The sequence below is a fragment of the Pseudomonas sp. GW821-FHT02H06 genome, assembly GCF_059421525.1.
In genome coordinates, this window is record NZ_JBWKVD010000002.1 from 407,871 (window position 1) to 433,314 (window position 25,444).

At 59.1% G+C, this 25,444-nt stretch carries 14 protein-coding genes and 2 pseudogenes; 12 read left to right on the forward strand and 4 right to left on the reverse strand.

Annotated elements, in window-relative coordinates; translation table 11 throughout:
* Positions 1–285: 285 nt before the first annotated feature.
* From AC07VF_RS04995 to AC07VF_RS05030, 8 genes and pseudogenes are all read left to right on the forward strand, one after another.
* Positions 286–1,128, forward strand: coding sequence for an OBAP family protein (locus AC07VF_RS04995; protein ID WP_495009772.1), 843 nt, complete (start codon positions 286–288; stop codon positions 1,126–1,128).
* 89 nt (positions 1,129–1,217) lie between these two features.
* Positions 1,218–1,442 carry a DUF6555 family protein gene (locus AC07VF_RS05000; protein WP_282373075.1) on the forward strand — a complete coding sequence of 75 codons (225 nt, stop codon included), beginning with the start codon at positions 1,218–1,220 and terminating at the stop codon, positions 1,440–1,442.
* Positions 1,443–1,633: 191 nt separating this feature from the next.
* Positions 1,634–2,983 carry an APC family permease gene (locus AC07VF_RS05005; protein ID WP_495009773.1) on the forward strand — a complete coding sequence of 450 codons (1,350 nt, stop codon included), beginning with the start codon at positions 1,634–1,636 and terminating at the stop codon, positions 2,981–2,983.
* Positions 2,984–3,475: 492 nt separating this feature from the next.
* A complete protein-coding gene (locus tag AC07VF_RS05010; protein ID WP_495009774.1) occupies positions 3,476–6,316 on the forward strand; it encodes a type VI secretion system Vgr family protein in 2,841 nt (946 codons plus the stop codon).
* Positions 6,313–10,996 (forward strand): annotated as a pseudogene (locus AC07VF_RS05015) (RHS repeat-associated core domain-containing protein). Before AC07VF_RS05010 ends, AC07VF_RS05015 begins: the two are co-directional and overlap by 4 nt.
* A 1-nt stretch (position 10,997) precedes the next feature.
* A complete protein-coding gene (locus tag AC07VF_RS05020) occupies positions 10,998–11,630 on the forward strand; it encodes a hypothetical protein (RefSeq protein WP_192172225.1) in 633 nt (210 codons plus the stop codon).
* Positions 11,631–12,558: 928 nt separating this feature from the next.
* The gene (locus AC07VF_RS05025; protein ID WP_495009775.1) at positions 12,559–13,059 is read left to right on the forward strand and encodes an SUKH-3 domain-containing protein; all 501 of its coding nucleotides are present in this window, start codon (positions 12,559–12,561) and stop codon (positions 13,057–13,059) included.
* Between the two features lie 222 nt (positions 13,060–13,281).
* Positions 13,282–13,623, forward strand: a complete 342-nt coding sequence (locus AC07VF_RS05030) for a hypothetical protein (protein WP_495009776.1) — start codon at positions 13,282–13,284, stop codon at positions 13,621–13,623.
* Positions 13,624–13,711: 88 nt separating this feature from the next.
* Here the strand turns inward: AC07VF_RS05030 and AC07VF_RS05035 are convergent, their stop codons facing one another.
* From AC07VF_RS05035 to AC07VF_RS05050, 4 genes are all read right to left on the reverse strand, one after another.
* The gene (locus AC07VF_RS05035) at positions 13,712–14,842 is read right to left on the reverse strand and encodes an SMP-30/gluconolactonase/LRE family protein (protein ID WP_495009777.1); all 1,131 of its coding nucleotides are present in this window, start codon (positions 14,840–14,842) and stop codon (positions 13,712–13,714) included.
* Positions 14,843–15,358: 516 nt separating this feature from the next.
* A complete protein-coding gene (locus AC07VF_RS05040) occupies positions 15,359–16,585 on the reverse strand; it encodes a c-type cytochrome (protein ID WP_495009778.1) in 1,227 nt (408 codons plus the stop codon).
* Positions 16,582–18,345, reverse strand: coding sequence for a GMC family oxidoreductase (locus tag AC07VF_RS05045; protein WP_192172221.1), 1,764 nt, complete (start codon positions 18,343–18,345; stop codon positions 16,582–16,584). Before AC07VF_RS05045 ends, AC07VF_RS05040 begins: the two co-directional genes overlap by 4 nt.
* Positions 18,346–18,351: 6 nt before the next feature.
* Positions 18,352–19,098, reverse strand: a complete 747-nt coding sequence (locus AC07VF_RS05050; RefSeq protein ID WP_423571553.1) for a gluconate 2-dehydrogenase subunit 3 family protein — start codon at positions 19,096–19,098, stop codon at positions 18,352–18,354.
* A gap of 522 nt (positions 19,099–19,620) precedes the next feature.
* Between AC07VF_RS05050 and mrdA the strand changes: the two genes are divergently transcribed.
* The 4 genes and pseudogenes from mrdA to AC07VF_RS05070 all read left to right on the forward strand — a co-directional run.
* Positions 19,621–21,555 carry a penicillin-binding protein 2 gene (gene mrdA, locus AC07VF_RS05055; RefSeq protein WP_495009779.1) on the forward strand — a complete coding sequence of 645 codons (1,935 nt, stop codon included), beginning with the start codon at positions 19,621–19,623 and terminating at the stop codon, positions 21,553–21,555.
* Positions 21,556–21,693: 138 nt separating this feature from the next.
* Positions 21,694–23,415 carry a ubiquinone-dependent pyruvate dehydrogenase gene (poxB, locus tag AC07VF_RS05060; RefSeq protein WP_346628244.1) on the forward strand — a complete coding sequence of 574 codons (1,722 nt, stop codon included), beginning with the start codon at positions 21,694–21,696 and terminating at the stop codon, positions 23,413–23,415.
* A gap of 314 nt (positions 23,416–23,729) precedes the next feature.
* Positions 23,730–25,010, forward strand: coding sequence for a hypothetical protein (locus AC07VF_RS05065; RefSeq protein WP_495009780.1), 1,281 nt, complete (start codon positions 23,730–23,732; stop codon positions 25,008–25,010).
* A 196-nt stretch (positions 25,011–25,206) separates the two neighbouring features.
* A pseudogene (locus tag AC07VF_RS05070) lies at positions 25,207–25,383 on the forward strand (ubiquinone-dependent pyruvate dehydrogenase); the annotation flags it as partial.
* Positions 25,384–25,444 lie beyond the last annotated feature (61 nt).

Sequence of the window (25,444 nt, forward strand, 5' to 3'; positions counted from 1 at the left end):
GCGGCACCTATCCGAATGAATGATTCGAGGCTGCTGCCGGACTTAATACATCTCTTTGATTGATATAAGGCGTCAACTAACAGTCTTGATTCGCCTCTGAGCCGCTCGTCCCGAAAGTTGACATTAGGGATGAACATACGGCTTCGGGACAGGGTCAACTTTTTACCGGCGCATTGTCTGCCCCGGTCTATTTGCATTTGATTGGATCAATGGGTTCCCCGCCCAGTTATAACGCGGCACGAAGCCGCCCTTGAAAGCCTGAGGCCTCAACTATGGAGACTTTCAATGCGGTCATTCCCTGAGAAGACGTTAGCCTGTTTCAGACCAAGCCTGGCCTTATCGGTCACCTTGGCCTGTGGTGCATTGAGTGGGTGTGCGGGTGATGACACTCGATCCAGTGTGCCGACTCCCGGCAAGCCGACCAGCGCAACCCTCGGCGTGCTCGACGCGGGTGCCGCGACACTGCAGTCGCGTCCGCCCATCGAAGCGCTCAACGCGTATCTGGATGGCTTTCATTTTTATAACGGTCATCCTGACGTGCAGATGGAAGCTCATCACTATTGCTCGGTGTTGAGTGAAGAGTTCATTCAGTGCGTGATTTACGACGGCAATGTTCGGGATGCCAAGTTGATGGGCGTTGAATACATCATCAGCGCTCAACTCTTCGAGAAGCTGCCCGATGGCGAGAAGCGCTTCTGGCACAGCCATGCCCATGAGGTGAAGTCGGGGCAACTGGTGGCTCCCGGTATTCCTGCCACCGCCGAACACGCTTTGATGGCCAAACTTGCCAATACCTATGGCAAGACCTGGCACACCTGGCACACCGACCAGGACAAGCAACTGCCATTGGGCGTGCCCCAACTGATGATGGGCTTCACCGCGGACGGCCAGGCGCACCCGGCCATGGTCGAGCAGCGCAACCGCCGCATGGGTATTGATACCCGGGAGAAACGCTCGGAACGCGCGGACATTCAGGCCCAGCCGGTGCTCAAGGGCGCCGACGCCTGGCAGCACGGCGATGCGGTGCAGTTGGCAGACCCCGCCGGTCGCGCCCACATCATGCAACCCACCCAACCCTCGCCGCCGGGTACCAACAGTCGATCCGCCGGGCCACAAGCGGATCCCTAGTCTGTCGCTCAACCCGCCTGCGGTGAGTCAGTCGTCCACCCAAGATGGAAATCAAACAACGAAATCGACCCCTGCACGAGATCAAGACCATGCAACATACCCAACACTACCGCATCGAATACCTTTTCCATGGCAAGCCACGCTGGTTCTACGTGTGCGCCACGCAAATGGACAACGCTGAGGCGTGGCACTGGGCTGCGGTGGACGCCGGTGTGGCCGACATCCCCAAATACCGGAGCGACAGAGCCATCAAACTCTCCAAGCCCAAGGCCGAGCGATTGGGGATAGATGCGGTGACCTGGAAGCCGGCGTGAAGCAGTGAGAGGGGTGGGGGTCATCAGTCCGCATTCCCGGCTAACGCCGGTCCTGCAACGGCACCGAATTCCCGTAGGACCGGCTTCAGCCGGGAAGCTTTTGGTCGGCTACGCCTCGGCTGGACCGGTTACCCCTGGATCCACACGTTTCAACCAAGCCCTGTAAGAGCCACCTGATTCGGAGCCAACCCATGACGACACCACTTGCTCAGCCAGGCCGAGCACTCAAACGCGCGGTCACAGGCCCCATGCTCCTGCTTTTCATTCTTGGAGACGTGCTCGGCGCCGGTGTCTACGCCCTGGCCGGGACCATCGCCGGTGAAGTGGGCGGGGCGATCTGGGTGCCGCTGCTCATCGCCCTGTGCTTCGCGATGCTCACTGCGGGCTCCTACGCCGAACTGGTCACCAAATATCCCCACGCCGGCGCTTCTGCCGTGTTTGCCGGCAAGGCGTTCAAGTCGCCATTGATCTCGTTTCTGGTGGGCTTCTGCATGCTGGCAGCGGGGGTGACCAGCGCGGCGGGGCTGTCGTTGGCGTTCGCCGGCGACTACATGGCGCCCTTCATCGACCTGCCGCCTCACGTCGTGGCGCTGATCTTCCTGGTGGTCATCGCCTTGCTCAACGCGCGGGGCATCAAGGAATCGCTGTCCGCCAACCTGGTGATGACGGTCATTGAAGTCTCGGGCCTGCTGCTGGTGATTGTCGCCGCCGTGTGGTTTTTCCGCTCCGGCGATGGGGACCTGTCACGCGCCGTGCAATTCAAGGCGGGCGTCAACCCCGCGTTCGCCGTGCTCGGCGCTGCGTTGCTGGCGTTTTATTCGTTCGTGGGCTTCGAGACCTCGGCCAATCTGGCGGAGGAGGTGCGCAACGTGCGCACGGTCTATCCCCGCGCGTTGTTCGGTGCGCTGCTGATCGCCGGGGCCATCTACATGGGCGTCGGCATCGCCGCTGCCACCGTCATGCCTATCGAGCAGCTTGTGCATTCCTCGGCACCGCTGCTGGAAGTGGTCAAGGCGTCGCATCTGGGCATTCCGCCCCAGTTATTCGCTTTCATTGCGCTGGTGGCCGTGGCTAATGGCGCGCTGCTGACCATGATCATGTCCAGCCGTCTGGCGTATGGCATGTCGCGCCAGGGCCTGCTGCCCAATGCGCTGTCTAACGTGCTGCCTGAGCGGCGGACGCCGTGGGTGGCCATTGTCGCAACGACAGTGGTCGCGATCATCCTGACCCTGACCGGCTCACTGGCAACCTTGGCGGAGACGGTGGTCTTGCTGCTGTTGTTCGTGTTTATCAGCACCAACCTCGCCGTGCTGGTCCTGCGCAAGGACACCGTCGAGGCTGACCACTTCCGCGTCCCGACGTGGGTGCCGGTGCTGGCGATCGTGTCGTGCCTGATCCTGCTGACTCAGCAAAGTGCCGAAACCTGGCTGCGTGCCGGGGCGCTGATGCTGGTGGGGGTGGCGCTGTATTTCCTTGCGCGAGTGGGCGGGACGCGGCCTGCATTCAACACTCATCTGGCGGACGCCGACGCCGAGTCCTGATCCGGCGCCATGGGGATCGGTGGCGCAACGCCGCCGATTCCTGCCGGACCTCTGAACACCCTGTCACACCCCTCACTTCCCCGTGACTCCCCATCGCCATCATGCGCAAAAAGTTGCGCAGTGACGGTCGCCAATTGCTGGCTTACCGACCTGCAGGGCACGTCGCTCGTGGGCTGCAGAGGAGTGCGCAAGGACTTGCGCAGGGGTGCGCAACTTCTTGCGCACATTTCCCGTAAGTCCTGACCAGGCATCTCGCCCAGCCCGCAAGAATCTCCTGCAAACCCTTGTGGCACAAGGGCTCCGCGCCCGCTGGCACGGCCCTTGATATCTCCGTCGTCCTCTGAATGCGCGATCAACCCCGATCGGTCGTGATTTTCAGACCGCGGAGAGCACTGCCGACGCCTGGCGGTTCGCTGTCCTTCCACGCACTTGCAGTCGTTGATCACCCCCTTTGCATCGACGTCTGCCGCAACAGCGCATAAGGAACAAGGGATGTTCGCACCGGCCAACCAAGCCCAATTCAGCCTGACCCTCAACGGGCAGGACACGTTGTTTCAAGTGCTGTCTTTCACCGGTCGGGAGCGCCTCAACCAACCCTACGAATTCGAGCTGGAGCTGGTCAGCGAAAAGGCAGCGCTCGATCTGGAAAGCCTGCTGCACGCGCAGACGTTTCTGCAGCTGGCCGAGGACGGCACCGGGGTTCACGGGCTGGTTTACAGCATCGCCCAAGGTGATGCCGGCAAGCGCATGACCCGCTATCGGATTTCCCTGCGGCCTCAGCTGGCTTATCTGGCGCACCGGATCAATCAGCGGATTTTCCAGCAGATGACGGTGCAGCAGATCATCAGCCAGGTCCTGGAAGAGCACGGCATTCTTTCCATCGATTACCGGTTCCAGCTCGGCGCGACCTACCCCGAGCGCGTCTACTGCGTGCAGTACGACGAATCTGACCTGCATTTCATCCAGCGGCTGTGCGAAGAGGAAGGCATTCACTTTCATTTTCAGCACAGCGCCAAGGGTCATCTGCTGGTGTTCGGCGACGACCAGACGGTGTTCCCGAAGCTGGCGCCGGTGCTCTACCAGCAGGACACCGGACTGGTGGCCGACGCCCAGGTGATCAAGCGCTTCGGCCTGCGCATGAACACACGCACCAGCCGCACCACGCGCCGCGATTACGACTTCACCAAACCGAAGTTCCAGCTGGAGAGCACAGCCAAAAGTGCGGCCGTTCCCGACCTCGAAGATTATGACTACCCCGGCCGCTTCGCCGATCGCGAACGTGGCCGCCATCTGGCCAATCGTGCCCTCGAGCGCCACCGCAGCGACTACCGGCTGGCCGAAGGCAGCAGCGATCAACCGCGGCTGGTCAGTGGCCATTTTCTCGCCCTGACCGGGCACGCCAACCCGCTGTGGAACGACCTGTGGCTGCTGACCGAAGTTTTCCACGAAGGCAAGCAGCCCCAGGTGCTGGAAGAGGTCATCACCAGCGACGTCACTGACTTGAAAAGCGATTTCCATCAGGGCTATCGCAATCGTTTCAGCGCGACGCCGTGGGACGTCCACTACCGGCCACCGCTGGAACATCCGAAACCGAAGGTGCTGGGCACCCAAAGTGCCGTGGTCACCGGGCCCGAAGGGGAGGAGATTTACTGCGATCAGCATGGCCGGGTGAAGGTTCAGTTCTTCTGGGACCGCGACGGCCAGCACAACGACAAGACCAGCTGCTGGATGCGCGTGGCCTCGAACTGGGCCAGCCAGAACTTCGGTGCGATCAACCTGCCGCGGGTCGGCATGGAAGTCCTGATCACCTTCCTCGAAGGCGATCCCGACCAGCCCCTCATCACCGGTTGCCTGTACCACGGCGCTCATTTGCCGCCGTACAAACTGCCCGATTTCAAGACCGTGGCCACGGTCAAGAGCAAGGAATACAAGGGCGGCCGCGCCAACGAACTGCGCATCGACGACACCACCAGCGAGATCAGCATTGCCCTGCGCAGCGATCATGGCGCCAGTGCCATCAACCTCGGTTACCTGACCCATCCGCGACCCGCCGGCGGTCAGCCCCGGGGCGAGGGTTTCGAGCTGCGCACCGACCGCCATGGCGCCGTGCGCGCCGCTGCAGGTTTGTTGATCACCACCGAGCCGCGTCCCAACGAGTCGAAGCACCATAAGGACTTGCCGGAAACCGCCGAACGCCTGGCCACTGCCGCCGATCAGCAGGACGGCTTCGCGCTGCAGGCCAAGGAATTGCAGGCTCAGGAGCCCGGCGATCAGGATGACGTCGCCAAAGCCCTGCACGCCCAGCATCAGGGCGTACTCGGCAGCGGCCCCGCGAACAAAAGCGCCAACGAGTTTCCCGAATTCACCGAACCGCACCTGGTCCTCGCCAGCCCGGCCGGCATCGCCTTGACCACGCCGCGTTCAAGCCACATCGCCACCGGCGAGCACCTGGCGTTGAGCAGCACAGGTCACACCAGCTTTTCCGTGGGTAAACGCCTCTTGGCCAGCGCCAGCCAGGGCATGCGCCTGTTCGTGCAAAGCCTCGGCTGGCGTCTGGTTGCGGCGTCCGGCGACATCGACGTGCGCGCCCTGAAGGACAGCATCAACCTGCTGGCCAAACTCAACATCACCGCCAACGCCGAGCGCATCACCCTCACCGCCAAAACCGAGCTGGTGATTCAGGGCGGCGGCAGCGCCACCACCTACAACGCCGCCGGCATCACCCACGTCACCACCGGTCCGTACACCGCCCACGCCGCCAATTTCGCCTATACCTCTGCGAAAAACCTCGCGGGCGTGTTCCCGGAGCCCCCAAAACCGGGGCAGGGCGATCTTGAGCTGTTTAACCATTACGCGGGGCAGCAAGGGATTCAGGGCGGCGGTTTCGAGGTGATCGATGCCCTGGGCCAGCGGCTTAAAGGGTCCCTTGATGCCAAGGGATTCGCGACCGTTCCCGGTGCTGCACCCGGGCCTGGACGGGTGTCCTTCGGCAAGGACCCGGCGGACACCTGGACGGAGAGCAGCTTCATCGGCAAGCCCGAATGGCCGGTCCTGCCGCCGAGTGCGGTGGAGGTACCTGCGCCGTTAGAGACGGAGGTTAGCGAGGGGCTGCCGAGCAAGAACTGGGATGTTGCGCACGTCATGACGGCCGCGGTTGACGCTGGGGCGGCGGGCTTGGGCTTGCCGCCGCTGGCGACTGCGGCTCTGCCAATCGCTTCAGGTCTTCTGAGCGGGATGATCAAAAGCGGGAAGCTTCCGAGCCTGGCAGTGCCCACGGTGGATGAGGGCTTGCTTGAAGTGTCGGGCCTGCTGGCCGGCGAGAAGTTGTCATGAGCGCGGGCATTGCAGAGCGCGAAGCTCAGGTGGCGATCGTTCCGCTTGATCTGATTCAGCTTGAGGACGTTGGCGCCGGTGCGGCGAACGTCGATGCCTGGCTGCAGGACATCAGCGGCGGGGTCGTTTCGCTTGAGCGGATCAAGAACGCTGCGGGATTTTTGCCCGTGGTGGGCAACATCATGGCGCTGGTTGATGCGCTGAATGACATCGTTCGGCTGGCGACGAGCGAAAAGCGCGACCCGCTGGATTGGGTGAGTCTGGGCATCAATTTGATTGGCGTCTTGCCGACGCCGCCGACCATGGCGGCAGCGCGAATGAGCCTGCGGCCGACGCTGTTTCTGGTGCGCCAGGAGATGCGTCAGGCGGGCAAGATGGTGCTGGGTGATTCGCTGATCGAGGTGCTGATCGGGCACCTCAATGCCGACATCGTCGGGACGCTTGATGATTTTGTGACGCAGGCGCAGGGGAAGCTTCCGGGGATTCTTGAGGATGCCGGGAAACTGGGGGAAGGCGTGCTCTTTGAGATCGCTGCCAGTCTTGAACAGCTGGTTGACCCGAAGCTGAACGCCAAGGCTGATTTGCTTGAGGCCGAGCAGTTGGTTCAGGCCGCTGGGGATCAGTGGGCCTATGACCCCAAAGCCGCGATTGGCAACATTTTTGCGGCGGCTGCGGATGTTTGCGTTGCTGCGGGTAAGGGTGCGGTTAACGGCGCCGTCGAAAATTTTGTGCCGGAGTCGGTTAAGAAAGAGATAGGTAGACAGGCCAAATTGTTGCGCGCCATGGGGCCGGAGCTTCGCACCAGGATGACTGGTCTGGCGGATCCTGGGGTTCAGAATTCCATTGGTTCGCTGCTGCTGACGCTGGGTGATGCCGTTGTCAGTTGGCGGTCACGCAATGGCCATGGGCAGGCTTTCAACATCAAGCCCGGGGTTGTTAATCAGGCCAGGCGCCAGGGCGGCGAAGGGAAGCTGGAGGCAGTTGGTTTCGAGAAGCCTGCGAAAGCCCGGCCTAACAAGCGGAAGAACTGTACGTGTCCGTGCCCTTGTGAATGTGCCTGTGGGTCGACGGCGAGGAGCATCAGTTTTGCGATGGGTTCGGAGTCGGTTAGCCATACCGATTTCAGCCTGCCGGGGCCTTTTCCCATTGAGTGGACGCGGACTTACTGTTCGAGTCTGGATGCCTACGATCATGACGTGGTGGGCGCGCGTTGGATCACGCCGTTTACTACACGTTTCGATCTCGTCAGCGACGGTTTGGTGTTTCATGACTTCGACGGACGCAGCCATGAGTTCCCCCTTCCCAAGGTAAAACTCTTTCACTTCAACGCCATTGAAAACCTGACCGTTGTTCGCCCCAGCAAAGATCGGTTAATGCTGATGCGGGGTTTGGAGCACAGGGAGACCTATGTTCGCCGGAGTAATCGTTTTGTCCTGATCAACAAGGTTTTGCCCAACGGCGCCGGGGTGATGTTGCATCACGAGCATCGCCATGGAGATTGGATGGTGCTCTCCGAGTTAGTCACTTACTCGGAAAAAGACGTCAACAGAGTTCATCTGCGCCTGGGCACGTTGATCGATGATCAGGGGCGTCTGACCGGTCTTTGGGAGGTTCGTGATGGCGACGTCAAACGCCAACTGTGTGCCTATCAGTACGACGATTTCGGTGACCTTGTTCTGGCCCAGGATGAGAACGGCGCTGCCTGGCGTTATCAGTATCAAGACCACCTGATTACCCGCTATACCGACCGCACCAATCGTGGTTTGAATCTGCAATGGCAGGGATCTGGCCCCGATGCCAAAGCCATTCGCGAATGGGCCGACGACGGCAGTTTCGATACTCGGTTGGCGTGGGACGAAAACATCCGCCTGACCTACGTCACTGATGCCCTCGGTCACGAAACCCGGCACTACTACGACAGCCTCGGTTACACGTACCGCATCTGCCACGCAGACGGCCGTTCCGAGTGGTTCTTTCGTGATCAGGCGAAGAACATCATCCGCCACGTCCACACTGACGGCAGCACGGATCGGTATCGCTACGACAAGCTGAGCAACCTCACCGAGCATACCCGCGCTGATCACAGCGTGATGAACTACGCCTACGACGACAAAAGCCACCTGATCAAAATCAGCGATGGCGAAGGCGGGTTGTGGAAACGGGAATACGACCTTCGCGGCAATCTCGTAGAAGCGATTGATCCGCTAGAGAACGTTACTGAATACGCCTACAACTCGTTCGGTCTTCCTACAGCGATCAAGGACGCCAGCGGCAACACGAAGGCGTTGGCCTACAACGACGCCGGACAACTCGTTAAGTACACCGACTGCTCGGGCAAGGTGAGTAGATGGGAGTACGACGATCGCGGCCAGATGGTTCGCTTCACCGACCCTGCTGGCCACAGCACCGCGTACGAATACAAAGCCGGTCAACTGGTACTGATCAAGCACCCGGAAAAAACCGAAGAACGCTTTAGCCGCGATGCCGAAGGTAGGTTGCTGGCTCACTCGGACGGCCTGGAACGTTGCACCACCTGGCGTTACAGCGCTGCGGGATTTATCGCCGAACGCGTCGACGCCGCCGAACAAACCTTGCGCTATCGCTGGGACAAGCTTGGCCGCCTCGTTGCGCTGGAAAACGAAAACGAACGCCGTGCGCATTTTCACTACGATCCTGTGGGCAGGCTGCTGGAAGAACGCGGTTTCGATGGGCGTTCTAGCCGCTATCAATACGATCCCGAAACTGGAAGGCTTGCTCAGACGGTGAACGGCCAGCGCACGATTGCGCTGACCTTCGACCCCATGGGCCGCCTGACCAAACGCCGCGCCACCCTCGGCGAACAAGCCCAAAGCGAAACCTTCGCCTACGACGGCAACGGCCATCTGGTCATGGCGACCAACGCCATCAGCAAACTGCAATGGTTCCACGACCCGGCCGGTAACCTCCTGCGCGAGCATCAGCATTACTCGAACCTGGATAAACCACTGGTCGCCATCTGGCAGCACGAGTACGACGCGCTCAACAACCGCATTGCCACCATTCGCCCGGACGGCCATCGCGTCAGCTGGCTCACCTATGGCAGCGGCCATCTGCTCGGCTTGAAGCTGGATGAGCACGAACTGCTCAGTTACGAGCGCGATGATCTGCACCGCGAAGTCGCCCGCCATCAGGGCAACCAACTGCTGCAAACCCAAAGCTGGGACCCGGCGGGACGCCTGCAAGAGCAACTGCTGGGACGAGCAGACGACAAAATCCACGCTCATCAAACGCGCCTACACCTACGACGCTGCCGGGCAGCTCACCGACATCAACGACAGCCGTCGCGGTCCGCTCTCATACCGCTACGACCCGGTGAGCCGCCTGCTCGCCGCAACGAGTCGCCTGGGCACAGAAACCTTCGCCTTCGACCCGGCCAGCAACCTGCTCGATGACAGCGCCGCACCCGTACGCCGCCCACTCGACCCCGAACCGGTCCGCCATAAACTCGTGGACAACCTGCTGCGCGACTACGCCGGCAACCACTACGAATACGATGAACGCGGCAACCAGACCGAGCGCTGGACCAACGGCCTGCGCAGCGAACTGCACTGGGACCTCTTTGATCGCCTTGTGCATTTCCGCGATCCGCGCCTCACCGTCGACTTCGGCTACGACCCACTCGGACGTCGCCTCTACAAGCTCTCCAAAGCGCACTACCGACCGCGCCCAGAAGCCGGCACCGGCTGGAACGAAAATGAACACGCCCGCAAGGAGCGCGAGCTCGGCTGCGGCTTCACCCTCTACGGCTGGGACGGAGACAACCTCGCCTGGGAAAGCAGTCCGCCGCCCCACGCCGGAGCCCTCGGCCGCACCGTCCACTACATCCACGAGCCCGGCACTTTCGTGCCAGCGGCCCAGGCCATCCGCCACGAAACAATTCGCCTCGTCAGCCAGCCAACTTACACCGGCCGCTACAACTTCAAGGAAGATCCGCTCTGGACTTACAAACCCACAGCGCTGCCTATCGACGTCCTCGCCTGGTACCAATGCGACCACCTCGGCACGCCCCAGGAAATCACCGATCAAAACGGCAACACCGCTTGGAGCGCGCAATACAAAGCGTGGGGCGAAGCGCAGGAACACCATTCTGAATTCGCCCAACAAGTCGGCCTGACTAACCCCATCCGATTCCAAGGGCAGTACCACGACCACGAGACCGGCCTGCACTACAACCGGCATCGGTACTATGATCCAAGGGTCGGTCGGTTTATTAGCAAGGATCCGATTGGCTACAGTGGTGGGCTAAATCTCTATCACTACGTTTCAAATCCGACGGGTTGGATCGACCCACTCGGTTTGCAAAAAGTTGTCGCAACAAATAGCCGTAGGAGCGCAATGAAAAAGGCCCAGCAACATGCTCAGGTACCGCGGTTAGGTAGAGGTGGGGAGGCGATCCCAATGAAAGATCTCAACCTGAGTAGCCATGGAGTGAATTGCAACTGTATGAAAAGTCGCGGGATCACCACGCTAGGGCGCAGGGATAAAAATGGGGTAGCAGAGGTGTTCGAGCATCCAGATGGGCACCCTGACTTGGTCGGAGATGATCAACCAGCTCACCATGAAATTCCACATGTTCACGCCACAAATACAAAGGGTGCGGTAATAGTGTTCACCTACCCGGCAGGACGTAAAGGAATCTGATATGAAATACTACAAGATCTTATGCTTTAAAGCCGAATTTGGTGAGTTTAAAAATCATGCTAACGATTTTATAAGAGAAATGTCCGCGGATGATACTGACGAGTTCGCCTTGGTGATGGCTACGAATCTGCAAGGAGGGGTTGGCTTCGGAACGACGGCCCAAGGTGAAGCGGCTATAAAAGCGCTTGTATCAAAATGCTATTCAGTCGATATAAATAATTTGAGTATAAAAATACCACTGGCGGAAGACGTCGAAGGAATGCCTCGGCTCCTGTTTCGAGGTAAAGCCGGCAAATTCGAAAGGCTGGTTCAAGAACATATGCAGTATGACAAAGACCTCAGGAAACACAACGTGATCTCGAGGCATAGGCCCACAACAATGCCTAAAAGTTCGATGCTAGCTAGTATTGTTCAGGCTCAATATTTATCGATAATCGGAAAAGAGTTGTATGAAGCACTACATGAAAGCTGCCACTACATACTACGAGCATTGGTGTCTGGAGAGCATGGTCGTGATGCATTCTTTGTGTTCTCAAAGGACTTGGACTTCTTTTTTAGAGAGTTTGAAGAAATAGTGGGCGGTGATGCCGAGATTCGTTTCGTGAACAGCGTCCGCGAGTTAATCTTTTATTAATGTAGAGCATTATAGGGGGTGACCCCTCTTAATTGTGCAGATAAAAAGCGAAAATGCGCTGCCCCCTTTAGCTGGCTTAAGAGGCTAAAGGGTACGGACCCCGTTAACTCTAAGCAAAATCTGAGTGAGTTAAAGGCAACACTTCTCAGGAAGGATCTTGCCATCCGTGACGATGCTTTCAAAAAGGCGGAAAATATATCGATAATGCGAGTAAGTGCGGAGGCGCAGATGCTTTTATCAGTCACACCTTTAGAGTGGAAGGCACTAAGCACGAACGTGTTGATCTTGGGCTAAAGGGGACAGACCTCTTTAACTCGCACATGCACAAAGAGGACCCATGTGAAAACCAGCTTGACGATAAAGGAGAGATTACAACCGATCCAGATAAGTACCATATGGGTATTCGTAACCCTAAAGACTTACCTATTGTCCGGGGGAGACCACGCGGATTATGAGCTATGAATTCAGATTAGTATTCGAGGACTCGTTTTCAGCTCGCAATGTCCTTGACTCGGTGAAAACCAGTACGGCATGCATTGGTGCGGCTGGCGAATGTATTTGCTTGAAAGAGCTGAGTGTGAACAGTGAAGCAGCCTATGATGTGAGACTAACGCTAGAGGACTCTAATTCACTCTGGCTCGAAGTAGGCTTTCGATCCCCGAATTTATACGAGTTGCTGAAGGCTGCAATTGACACCAAACAATACAGATGCTTAGAGGGTGGGGAGCAAGATGATGAAGTTCCATTACATAAGGCCTTTCGTCTTAAGCATCCTCCAACACTACAGAGTTGAAGGGGACGGACCCTTTAACTCTCTGAATTCGCCGAAGAAGTCGGCCTGACCGATCCGATCCGATTCCAGCGTGTTCGAATGGGACAGACTCCTTTATTTTTTCTTTATATCTCCCACTAACAGCTTGGTAAAATCGTGACCGACACACTGAACGTACCCCCGCTGATCGAACTTCCTGAAAGCCTGAGCCCACTGTTTCTTGCCGCAGGCTGGCCCAGCACTTCCACCATACCACTACCGCATTATGTTCCACCCGAGCATCCTGCCGCTGCTCTACTTGAACAGCTTGTCGGGGTGAAGGTAGGCATCTGCGGCGCAGGAGAGGAGTGCGCTACCAGTGATGTCGCCTTTGGCACATTCGAACATCTGCATGGAAGCGAAGATTTCCTTGAGTGGCAGCAACGCCTGGGCAGTACCTTGGTGAGCATCGCCGAAATCCAACACGGCCACGGCGCGCTGTTGATGGACGAAAAGGGTTGCTGCTACGTCTTGAGCCTCATCCACGACGGGCTTTGGATACAGGGGCTGGGCCTTGCTCAAGCCATGGAGAACTTGATATTTGGGCGTAAGGCCGGTGGGCAGGCGCAACTCGCAACGCCAGGCGCGATACCGATCTTTTGCGCCGGCACCCTATGACAGCCCTATCCTGCGTTCGGGGGCAGAAAATCTCGCTCGCCTGCGACCAATCAGGCTTAGAGGGACTGTTAAAGGGGTCGGACTCCTTTCGCTCAATAAAGTGAATCCTTCTGGAAACACTCTAGATGATCATGGCACCGGCACGACGGATCCAAACAAAAGTCATATCGGCATTCGTATTCCCATTGATTTACCCACAGTTCGAGGGAGGCCGCACGGCTCATGAGTCATGAATATAGACTGGTGTTTTCCAACGATCTTACAGCTCAGCGCATTATGGATTCTTTAAAGGCGAGTGAGTCTTGCGTTCGGGCAGATCAAGAATTTTTGTACTTGAAAGATCAAAATTCTAAGACTGAAGCGGATTATGACGCACGCTTGAGCCATGATGATGACAGTACACTATGGCTTGAGGTCAATTTTAAATCGTCGGCGCTACATGACCTAGTGCGCGCAGCGCTGGAGAATAGGCCATGCAAGTGTTTGAGTGAGGGGGACGTTAATGAGGAAGTTGAGCTGAGCGAGGCATTTCAACTTGGACATCTTCATGTTTTCGGACTGTGACACTTAAATCCTTAAGGGGACGGTCCCCTTAAGTCCAAGAGTGCGGAGGTAGACGGTCGTTTGACCGTCTTGTGATCCAGCCAGCCCCTTACACCACAAACCCAGTCCCACGCGTATTCACAAACAACGAATAAATCGAGTGACTGCTCGCCATGAACAACCGATTCCCTTCGCGTCCGCCGAAGCACAGGTTCGGGCAGCGTTCTGGCAGCGAGATGTGCCCGATGGCCTTGCCCTGGGGGTTGAAGACCCGCACGCCGTCGAGTTTTTCGAGGTCGGCCTTGGGGTCGCCGTTGCCGCCCCAGCCACACCACAGGTTGCCCGCTTCGTCGCACTTCATGCCGTCGATGGCGGCGTAGTCCAGGCCTTCGATGTGTTTGCGGCGTTCGCCCAGGGTGCCGTCGTCCTTGACCGCGATGGCCCAGATCAGGCGGTTGGGTTTGGCGCGACCTTCGACGACGTACAGGGTCTTTTCGTCAGGGGAGAAGCACAGGCCGTTGGGACCGGCGAGGTCGTCGATCACCCGGGTGACTTTCCTGCTCTCGCCGTCGATGCGGTAGACAGCGTGGGGCTGGGTCGGGGTGATTTTGTGGCCTTCGTAGTTGTTGCTGGTCTGAAAGGGCGGGTCGCTGAACCAGATCGAGCCGTCGCTTTTGCAGACGATGTCGTTGGGGGAGTTGAAGGGTTTGCCGTCGAAGCTGTCGGCCAGCACGGTGATGGTGCCGTTGTATTCCGTGCGGGTGATGCGCCGGCCTTCGGTGGTGGTGGTCGAACCCTCGCAGACGATGAGGCGCCCCTGGCGATCGCGGCACATGCCGTTTGAAAAGTTGGAATGCTCGCGGTACACCGTGAAGGTGTCGGTGATTTCGTCCCAACGCATGATGCGGTTGTTGGGGATATCGCTGACCAGCAGGTAACGCCCGTCGCCGACCCACACCGGCCCCTCGGCCCAACGCATGCCTGTGGCAAGTTTTTCCACGCTGGCGTTGAAGACACGCAGTTCAAGAAAGCTGTCGTCGAGAATGTGAATGAGCGGATCCGGGTAGCGCTGGCTCAGGGGTTCTGCGGCAGACGCGAGGCGGGGCAGAGCGGCGCTGCCGACGGTGGCCAGCGTGGCGGAAACAGCGAGGGATTTTTTCAGGAAACTGCGGCGCGTGTTGCCGCTTGAGTGACCAGCGGTTTCAGCGTGCGGGGGCAAGGCGGACAGGGATGAGTCCATGTAGCGATCTCCGTTCTATTATTTTTTTACGGGCCACTAGTAATACCTCCTGATAAGACATCGTACAAGTGAATGATGGGTGGGTATCCAGCTCACCCTCCGACGATATCGGTGCGCAAACAGGCCTCTTCCCGGCTAAAGCCGGTCCCACTAAAAGCAACGCGTGAAGCCAGTGGGACCGGCTTTAGCCGGGAAGCGGTTGATCTGCTTTTGATCTTCAACCACAAAAAGTTCAGACACCACAAATCGCGACTTGGGTGCAGGCTGAACGGAGGTTTCGTGGAGTGGGCCGAGCCGCATGGATGCGGCGAGAGCGCCGTCAGGACATAGATGTCCGTTCGGCGCGGGCCCACGGAGCGAGACCGGAGTGAAGGAACCCTGACGAAGGAAGGGCCAAACCAGGAGCACAAGCCCTTGGTTACTTGGGGCTTTATCAAGTAACTCGCCGAAGGCGAAACGTCTGCCCCTAGGCAGACGCCCTTGATCTTGATCTCCAACGTCAGGCAGGCGGAAAAACTACTTCGCCCTCAACCCCTCACGCACGTCCTTCACATCCGAACCGGATACCGCCGGCGCCGCATTGCCCCACGTATTACGCACATACGTCAGCACATCCGCGACATTCTCATCCGACAGATTCCAGCCAAACGCCGGCATCGCCGGAGCCGTCGGCGCAGCATCCGTCGCACCCGCACGACTGCCGGCCAGCACCACACGAATCAGCGACGACGGATCGCTGCTATTCACCAACGGCGCCAACGCCAGTTTCGGGAACAGATTGGCCGCGCCTTCACCGGTCGGCGTATGACACGCCGAGCAGCGATCCGCATAAATCGCCTTGCCCGCCACCATCGCCGCATCATCCGCAGCGATTGGCTTGGCCGCCTCAACCGGCTTGGCACCGTCTTTCAAGTACACCGCCACCGCCAGCAAATCCTCATCCTTCCAGTGCTGCGAAGAATGCTCGACTTCCTCGGCCATTGGCCCGGACGCGATGTCGAAGCGGTTCGCACCGGTCTTCAGGTACTTGACGATGTCCGCCTCACTCCACGCCCCAATGCCATCGTGGCCAGTGGAGGTGATGTTCGGTGCGACCCAGCTCTGCAGATTGGCGCCGGTGAGGAACTGATCGTTCTTGTCGCCGCCAATCAGGTTCTTCGGCGTATGGCACGTGCCGCAGTGGCCCAGACCTTCCACCAGATACGCGCCGCGATTCCACTGCTCGGACTTCTGCGGATCGGCCTTGAATTCGCCTTCCTTGAAGTTAATCAGGTTCCAGCCGATCAGGCTGGTGCGCACGTTGAACGGGAAGGGCAGCTGGTTGGTTTCAACCTTGTTTTCCACCGGGTCGACCGTTTTCAGGTACGCGAAGATCGCCAGGTTGTCCTCACGCAGCACCTTGGTGTACGCGGTGAACGGCATGGCGCCGTACAAACGCTTGCCGTCCAGGCCGTGGCCCTTGGACATGGCGTTCTGGAAATCCTCGAAGCTCCAGCGGCCGATGCCGGTCGCCGGGTCCGGGGTGATGTTGGCGCCGGCCAGCTTGCCAAACGGCGTGTCGAGGATGACGCCACCGGAGAACAGCGGCTTGCCCGGGATCGTGTGGCACGCGGTGCAGTCGCCCAGAGTGGTCAGATAGCGGCCTTTTTCCACGATGTTGTAGGAATCGGCGCCGGTTGCGGCATGAGCCAGGGAAACAGACAGGCCGATAACGCCTGCGCAGACCGTCAGGAGAGTCTTCATACGCTGATCATCTCCCCTGGACGCTTGAGGTAGCGGGTGCGGATGGCATCCGCCGCTTTGAAGGCCAGCGCCGCGACGGTGCCGGTCGGGTTGTAGCCCGGGTTCTGCGGGAAGGCGGAAGAGCCGACCACAAACAGGTTCGGCACGCCCCACACTTGCAGGTGTTTGTTCACCGAGCTGTTTTTCGGGTCGGCGCCCATGATGAAGCCGCCGACGATGTGCGACGACTGATACGGCGCGCTGTTCCAATGCCCTTGCTGGGAGCTGGGCACCATCTGCCGCGGGTTCATGCTCTTGGCGATTTCGCCGACCTTGCCGGTGACGTAAGCGGCCATCTTGCGGTCGTTCTCCGGGAAGTCGAAGGTGATGCGCAGCAGCGGACGACCCAGCGGATCTTTATAGGTCGGGTCCAGCGACAGGTAGTTGGTGCGGGTCGCGTAGCTGCTTGCTTCGCAGCCGATGGACATGGTGCTGGCGTAGTTCTTCACCGTGGCTTTCTTCCATTCCGAACCCCAGGCCGGGGTGCCGGGCGGGAGAGGGCGGGAGTCGATGGGCGCGGCACCGATCGGCGTCACACGGGTGCTGCCGCCGCCGACGAAACCCAGACCCGAGTGGTCGAAGTTGTCGTTGTTGAACTCGTCGATGCCCATGCCGATGGCGCCGCCGCCGATAAACGGGTTGAAGTTCTTGTCATCGAAGAACATGCGCACGCTGTTGGCGGTCTGGTAGGCGTAGTTGCGGCCCGTGGTGCCGGTGTTGGTCACCGGGTCGTACGGCTGGCCGACGCCGGAGAGCAGCATCAGGCGCACGTTTTCGAAGATGAAGGCGCTGATCACCACCAGTTCGGCGGGTTGTTCCCACTCTTCGCCGTTGGAATCCATGTAGACGATGCCGGTGGCGCGCTTGCCGCTGCTGTCCATGGTCACGCGCAGGACTTCGCAGTTGGTCATCGCGGTGAAGTTCGGCTTGCGCACCAGCACCGGCAACACCGTGGTGATGGCGCTGGCTTTGGAGTAGTTGGCGCAGCCGTAGTTGGTGCAGAAACCGCAGAAGGTGCAGGCACCCATGGCTACGCCAAGGGAGTTCACGTACGGACGCGAAACCAAGGCCGAGGGCACCGGGAACGGCTTGTAGCCCAGGTTCTTCGCGGCTTCGGCGAACAGCGTCGGCGCGTAAGTCTGTGCTGTCGGCGGGTTCGGGTATTCCTCCGAGCGAGCGCCTTCGAAGGTGTTGCCGCCCTCCTGGATCACGCCCTTGATGTTGCCGGCCTTGCCGGAGATGCCCGCCAGTCGATCGAACTTGGCGTAGAACGGCTCCATTTCGTCCCAGTCAGTGCCCCAATCCTGCAAGGTCAGTTCAGGCGACAACTCCTTGCCGTAACGCTCGGTCAGGTGGCTGTGCAGCCGGAATTCGTGGGGCTGGAAGCGGAAGGTGATGCCGGCCCAGTGGTTGCCTGCGCCGCCGGTGCCGTTGCCCGGGTGAAACGAGCCCCAGCTGCGCATGGGTAGCGCTGTCTCGGTCACGCTGTTACGAATGGTCGTGGTGTTTTGCCGGGTCCTCAGCATCAGGTCCTGACGGCGGTTGTAGCGCAGTTCGTCCGCCGCTGACGCGACGTTGAAATCAGCGGCGGTGTCGCGCCAAGGGCCGCGTTCGAAACCGATGATCTTCAGATTTTCGTCAGCCAGTTCATTGGCGATGATGGATCCGGCCCAGCCGAGCCCGACAACCACGACGTCCGTGGAAGGTAGTTTTTTGGCCATGTCGAATTAACCCTTCTTGGTCCAGGCGGAGCTGCCGATGATGGAGAGCGGCACCAGATTCAGCTTCTGGTTGTGCAGACCGATGTACTCGCGGTAGTCGTAGCGGGCACCGGGGAAGCCGATCATTTTCCACGACACCATGTCGCGGTTGCCGCCGTAGACCGGGTCGGCGAAGAAGCCTTCCATGGTGTTGCCGAGCACTTGCTGGAAGAACAGCTTGGCGTCGATGCCGTCCAGCGTGATTTCCGCCTTGTCCAGACCGGTCAGGACTTTGTCCTGTTGTTCCGCGGTCAGGGCGCTGAAGTTTTTCTGGAACTGCTTCTGGCAATAGCCTTCGAGGCCGGCGAGGCCGAGACGGTAACGCTGGCGCGGCACCAGTTCCGACTGGTCACCCTGCATCGGCGTGCCCTGAACGAATGGCCCCTGCATGTACAGACGGCTGAAGGTGCCGTATTCGCCGGCCAGCTGACGGTCGATGAATACCGCGCAGCCGGCGTCCTTGCCGCTGACGCTGAGGTCATCGGCGGGAATCAGTCGGGCGACAATGGCTTCCACCGCAGTGGCCTCGGCGTCGGTGAAGAACTGCCAGCCGGGGGTGTCGTAGTGCATCGGACCGTTGTGGTCGAAGGGCACCCACTGCGGAACGCCAACGACGGTGGCGGCCTGGGCCGTAGCGGCGGCGCCCACGGCCAGCGTCGTGGCTGAACCTTTCAGCAACTGGCGGCGGGTGAGGCCTTTGGATTTCTCTGTCATTCAGGGCTCCTGCAAAACCACGCCCCCACAGGCCATTGGGGAATGGTCCGTGCCGGGGCTGTGCTCTGCGTTCTTTATCACGGGTATTGCCGCGCATACGATGTGCACGGCAAGTGGCTCTTGGCGGGGTGTGACATTGGGTCTCTGGCAGCCCGGCGGCCGAATAGCGCACGCTGAGCGGGGAGTTGCCGTAACTGATCCCTGTTTTTTCACGCCAACTGGCATGATAGATGTGTTACGACGTGTTGCGGCGAGTGAATTCTGTAAATGACTCTTACCGATCCCGTAACAGTCACGGTCCTTTCGAGTAACAATGAGCCGGCGACGGCGCGTGTCGTTTCGCCTAATCGGGCCTTACGGTTTGAATGTCAGCGCGGGCGGCGGCTCGAACCTGACAGAATCTTCATAAAGCCGAGTCCGTCGCCAGGAGCACTTCTTGGTATCGTGCACGCCATTTGCGTCCCGCCTATTCACGCGGGGTGCTGACTGTGCTGTCCATCTGTTCACCGAGTAGCTGCAGAAATGCCCGATCCAATACCTTTAAAAGACCACGAGAAGGAAACCCGGCTGGTCAACAAACGCTTGATCGCCTGCGCCGTGTTCGTGGCCATGCTCAGCGTCGCGCTGGTGTGCCGCATGTACTTCCTGCAAGTCACCGAATTCGCCTACCACTCGACCATCTCCGAAAACAACCGCGTCCATGTCCTGCCGATTCCTCCCGAGCGCGGGCTGATCTTCGATCGCAACGGCGTGATCCTCGCCGACAACCGGCCCAGCTTCAACTTGACCATGACCCGCGAGCGCGCAGGCGACTGGCATGCGGTCATCGACGAACTGATGCAGATCCTCAACCTGCCCGACGAGGACCGCATCATCTTCGACAAGGCGATGAAAAACTCGCCGCACCGCTTCGTGCCGGTGACGCTGTTGTATGAACTCACCGAAGAGCAGATCGCCCTGTTGGCGGTCAATCAGTTCCGCCTGCCGGGCCTGGACGTAGAGGCGCAGTTCGTTCGCCACTACCCGCTGGCGGAGCACTTCGCCCACTCCATCGGCTACGTCGGGCGGATCAACGAGAAGGAAGCGACTCAGCTCGATCAGGTGGAATACCGCGGCACACAGTCCATCGGCAAGACCGGCGTCGAGCGCTTCTACGAGAGCGAGCTGCACGGCCATGTCGGCTACGAAGAAGTGGAAACCAACGCGCAAGGTCGTGTATTGCGCGTGCTCAAACACACCGATCCGGTGGCTGGAAAAAACATCACGCTGAGCCTGGACATCAAGCTGCAAGAGGCGGCTGAACATGCCTTGGGCGATCGTCGCGGCTCAGTGGTGGCGATCGATCCGGCCACCGGCGAAGTGCTGGCGATGGTCAGCAAACCGAGCTTTGACCCGAACCTGTTCGTCACCGGCATCAGCTTCAAGGAATATTCGGCGCTGCGTGATTCGGTCGACCGACCGCTGTTCAACCGCGTGCTGCGCGGCTTGTATGCGCCGGGTTCGACCATCAAGCCGGAAGTGGCGATTGCCGGGCTGGACAGCGGGGTCGTCACGCCGTCTACGCGGGTGTTCGACCCGGGCTATTTCCAGCTGCCTGATTTCGATCACAAGTACCGCAACTGGAACCACAGCGGCGATGGCTGGGTGGACCTGTACGCGGCAATCATGCGCTCCAACGACACCTATTTTTATGACCTGGCCCACAAGCTGGGGATCGACCGCCTGCACGATTACCTGACCATGTTCGGCATCGGCCAGAAGGTCTCCCTGGACATGTTCGAAGAATCGGCGGGGCTGATGCCGTCGAAAGAATGGAAGCGCATCACCCGGCGTCAGGCCTGGTTCCCGGGGGAAACCGTGATCCTCGGCATCGGCCAGGGCTACATGCAGGTGACGCCGCTGCAACTGGCCCAGGCGACGACCCTGATCGCCAGCAAGGGCATCTGGCACCGTCCGCATCTGGCCAAGGAAATCGGCGGCGTGGCGCCGGTGGACGAGCATCCGATGCCGAACATCGTGCTGCGCGATTCCCACGAGTGGGATCAGGTCAACAACGGCATGCAAGCGGTGATGCACGACCCGCGCGGCATCGCCCGTGCGGCCGCGCAAGGTGCGCAGTACCGCATCGCCGGCAAGAGCGGCACCGCGCAGGTGGTGGCGATCAAGCAGGGCGAACGCTACAACCGCGACAAGACGCTGGAACGGCACCGCGACAACGCCTTGTTCGTCGGCTTTGCCCCCGCGGCCAATCCGAAGATTGTCGTCGCGGTGATGATCGAGAACGGCGAGGCGGGCGGACGGGTGGCGGGTCCCGTGGTGCGGGAGATCCTCGATGCCTGGCTGTTGGATCAGGACGGTCACCTGAAACAGCAGTACGCGACGCCGAATGTCACGCCAATCAACCCCAAGGTGCAGATCGCCGCGCCGAGCAAGGCGCCGGGCCAGCCGCCGGTGTGATGGCAGGCGTCTGTGGGTGGGTGGGCACGTTTGCCCACACGCACTGAACTGTGCCCGGCGTGACGGGTCGATTTGAGACCACGCGTGATGTCTGTTCCGGCCTCGCGCGCCAATTCGACTCGACAAGGAACTTGCCCCATGTCCAGCAGAACCATCGCCGATTACCTCGCCCAAACCCTCGCCGCAGCCGGCGTCTCGAAGATCTGGGGCGTCAGCGGCGACAGCCTGAACGGTCTGACCGACAGCCTCCAGCGTCTGGGCAAGATCAAGTGGATGCACACCCGTCACGAAGAAGTCGCGGCGTTCGCGGCCGGTGCGGAAGCGGCGTCCACCGGCAAGCTGGCGGTGTGTGCGGGCAGTTGCGGCCCGGGCAACCTGCACTTGATCAACGGCCTGTATGACTGCCATCGCAGCGGTGTGCCCGTCTTGGCCATCGCGGCGCAGATTCCGTCTTCCGAGATCGGCCTGAATTACTTCCAGGAAACTCACCCCACCGACCTGTTCAAAGAGTGCAGCCACTTCGTCGAAACCGTCAGCACCCCCGAGCAGTTCCCTCGGGTGCTGGAGCGGGCGATGCGCGCGGCCATCAGCCAGCGCGGCGTCGCGGTGATCGTGATTTCCGGCGATGTCGCCCTGAGCGCAGCGCCCGACATCAAGCCCCAGTGGGTCGATCACGCGCCTGCGCGGGTCATCCCGGCCGAAGCCGATTTACAACGCCTGGTGGACCTGCTGGATAAGTCGAAAGCAGTGACGATTCTGGCCGGCGCTGGCTGTGCCGAGGCCCACGATCAGGTGGTTGCGCTGGCGGAGAAATTGTCTGCGCCGGTGGTTCACGCTCTGCGCGGCAAGCAGTACATCGAATACGCCAACCCCTTCGACGTCGGCATGACCGGGCTGATCGGTTTCAGCTCCGGCTACCACGCGATGATGGCCTGCGACACGCTGGTGATCCTCGGCAGCAGCTTCCCATACCGCAATTTCTACCCGGAAAAAGCCACCGTCATCCAGATCGACATCGATCCGACGGCCCTCGGCCGTCGCGTGCCGGTGGCCCTCGGTCTGGCAGGCGGCGTCGCTGAAACCCTCGACGCCGTGCTGCCTCGCCTCAAGGCCCACACCGACCGCAAGTTCCTCGACAAGGCGCTGGATCATTACGCCAAATCCCGCGACGAGCTGGATGAACTGGCCACGCCGTCAGGCCATGGCGAGCCGATTCACCCGCAATACCTGACGCGACTGGTTGACGCCTACGCCGACCCGGACGCGATCTTCACCGTCGATGTCGGCACGCCGACCCTGTGGGCGGCGCGTTACCTGACCATGAACGGCAAGCGCTCGCTGCTGGGTTCGTTCAACCATGGCTCCATGGCCAACGCGATGCCTCAGGCGCTGGGCGCGAAAGCGGCGTTCCCGCAGCGGCAAGTGGTGGCGCTCTGCGGCGATGGCGGCTTGTCGATGCTGATGGGGGACTTGCTGTCGATCCGCCAACTGAACCTGCCGATCAAGCTGGTGGTGTTCAACAACAGCTCGCTGGGGTTTGTGGCGATGGAAATGCAGGCAGGCGGTTATGTGCCCCATGACACTGACTTCAACAGCACCAATTTTGCCAACATCGCCATCGGCGCGGGGATCTTGGGCATTCGCGTGGAAGACTCGGCGGACCTGCCCAATGCGCTGAAGAAAGCCTTTGAACACCCGGGGCCTGTGGTGGTGGATGTCGTGACCGCTAAACAGGAACTGGGCATGCCGCCGAAGATCAAACTCGCCCAGGCGAAAGGCTTCAGCCTGTTCATGCTCAAGGCCGTGATGAACGGTAAAGCGGATATGGTGCTGGAATTGGCGAAGACTAATTTGCGCTAACCACCTGCGGGTCGAGTGGGCGCTGTGTGCAATGCACAGCGCCCTTGGATTTTTTTTGGGAGGTTGAGTGCTTACCGCTACACCCTTCTTTTAGAATAAATGGAAATTGCCGGGCGGCATCCAACGCTGTATCTGTCTATATGCTTATACCGTTTGGAAGTTATCTAAATCGCCAGTCGCGATAAGATGTTGCAACTGACTGTTTTCATTAGCATAAATTTCTGACCGGATTTTTATTGGCTACGTCATTCCTTTGAAACTTCAACGACGAATGTTTAAGCTCAAAGCTCGGATTGAATTCAGGATGAAGGATCATGAGCAAAAAAGCAGTTGACGATAACAAAACATCACACGCTCCAGGGAGCAGGGACCTTAGATTCGGCACTGATGGTTATCTCATCGCTGACCATAAGACTCTGATTACCGACATGGCCGTAGATGTCAATCAGAAATTCTACCTTATTGGGTACGAGCAACTGACTGGGCATTTGAATAGTTGGATTTCCCGCCGTGAAGCCGACGGTTCGGCCGATAAAACATTTAATGAAGGAAAGCGTTTGGTGATTCCTTCGCTAATCACCGGCCCCGACAATGAAGCGCACATTCATATCCGTGGTTTCATCTTTCATGACGACGGAGCAATTACCGGGGTAGGTGATGCCACGGCAAAGATGGATCATCATTACTATCATTCACCTGCGGCAATACGGTTCAACCCAGCGGGAGAGATGGACGCTTCTTTTGGGCATAAAGGTGTAGCGATCTACAAAATCGGTACGCCAACTAATATATCCCCAATCTACGTGTACCCGCCCTTTAATTCGAACCGACGGAGCCGTCAGGCTGAGGGAGACGTTCTGTTTTTATCATATGTCATCGACTACGCCACGCGCACTGAGACTTTTTACCTCGTAAAGATTAAATCCGATGGCGCGCTGGATACCACATTCCAGACAGGGGGGGTGAAGTTGATTGATCCCTTGACCTTGGGCACGGCCTGGGGTGACTACGTCGCCGACAGGAATGGTGGTTTGATACTCGCAGGCATGAGTGCTCCAAGCGATCAGAATTTCAAGCACCCCGTGCTCGTGAAATTCAAAGCCGATGGCGAGCTTGATCCGGATTTTGGCTCCAAAGGGGTACAAACTTTCGATGTCGCGGACGGCGTGGTGCGGGTAATACAGCTCCATATTCTACCTGATGAAAATATCGCACTACTCGTTGAGGTAGTTCTACAGAACGGTATTGAAATTGCTCTGATGAGACGGCTGAAAAATGGTGCTGCCGATCCCTCCTTTTGTAACGGAGCTCCCTGTGTCGTAAGCGCTAGTCGTCGAGATACTATTTGGCCTGAACTGTGCGTGGATGGCTTGCAGCGATTCATCTTGCTTCAGAACTCTACGGGGGATCGGGAGGGCAGTATAAAACGGTATACGCCGAAGGGAGAGATGGACAGGACATTTGGCGTGGACGGGACCGTCACATTCCCGGGGTACCCTCGGCTGAAAGATCTCACTGTTCACAACCGTGCTGATCTGCTGGTGGGAATTCGTGACCTCAACTCGTTAGCGCTACTTAACCGGTATTTCGGTTGACATTCGTGATGCGCACTGACTGAGCCGTTCGTACTGAAAGGGCATCAATTGCCCTTTCAGCCTCAATATTTCGCCCGGCCCGTTGGATCTAGAAAATCCAGTGAACCATTCACTGGCTGCAAAAAAAACATCTCTACAACGGGCATATCAGGTTTGCCCGCGTCTCTTTCAGAATGCTGGCAAACGTTTTGAGTAGGCATTCGATCACCTAGGGCCATCGCTGTTAGATGCAGTCACTATAAAGCCAGAGCTGGTCATGCCACCAAAGATCAAGCTCGCCCAGGCGAAAGGCTTCAGCCTATTCATGCTCAAGGCCGTGATGAACGGTAAAGCGGATATGGTGCTGGAGTTGGCGAAGACTAATTTGCGTTAAGCGTCTGCGGGTTGAGTGGGCGCTGTGTGCAATGCACAGCGCCTGTAGGTCAGCCAGCGTA

Coding starts and splice junctions, on each gene's coding strand:
- AC07VF_RS05010 (WP_495009774.1), top strand. CDS start 3,476: ATGTTCGCACCGGCCAACCAAGCCCAATTCAGCCTGACCCTCAACGGG.
- AC07VF_RS05030 (WP_495009776.1), top strand. CDS start 13,282: ATGAGTCATGAATATAGACTGGTGTTTTCCAACGATCTTACAGCTCAG.
- AC07VF_RS05000 (WP_282373075.1), top strand. CDS start 1,218: ATGCAACATACCCAACACTACCGCATCGAATACCTTTTCCATGGCAAG.
- AC07VF_RS05020 (WP_192172225.1), top strand. CDS start 10,998: ATGAAATACTACAAGATCTTATGCTTTAAAGCCGAATTTGGTGAGTTT.
- AC07VF_RS05045 (WP_192172221.1), bottom strand. CDS start 18,345: ATGGCCAAAAAACTACCTTCCACGGACGTCGTGGTTGTCGGGCTCGGC.
- AC07VF_RS05040 (WP_495009778.1), bottom strand. CDS start 16,585: ATGAAGACTCTCCTGACGGTCTGCGCAGGCGTTATCGGCCTGTCTGTT.
- AC07VF_RS05035 (WP_495009777.1), bottom strand. CDS start 14,842: ATGGACTCATCCCTGTCCGCCTTGCCCCCGCACGCTGAAACCGCTGGT.
- poxB (WP_346628244.1), top strand. CDS start 21,694: ATGTCCAGCAGAACCATCGCCGATTACCTCGCCCAAACCCTCGCCGCA.
- mrdA (WP_495009779.1), top strand. CDS start 19,621: ATGCCCGATCCAATACCTTTAAAAGACCACGAGAAGGAAACCCGGCTG.
- AC07VF_RS05005 (WP_495009773.1), top strand. CDS start 1,634: ATGACGACACCACTTGCTCAGCCAGGCCGAGCACTCAAACGCGCGGTC.
- AC07VF_RS04995 (WP_495009772.1), top strand. CDS start 286: ATGCGGTCATTCCCTGAGAAGACGTTAGCCTGTTTCAGACCAAGCCTG.
- AC07VF_RS05050 (WP_423571553.1), bottom strand. CDS start 19,098: ATGACAGAGAAATCCAAAGGCCTCACCCGCCGCCAGTTGCTGAAAGGT.
- AC07VF_RS05065 (WP_495009780.1), top strand. CDS start 23,730: ATGAGCAAAAAAGCAGTTGACGATAACAAAACATCACACGCTCCAGGG.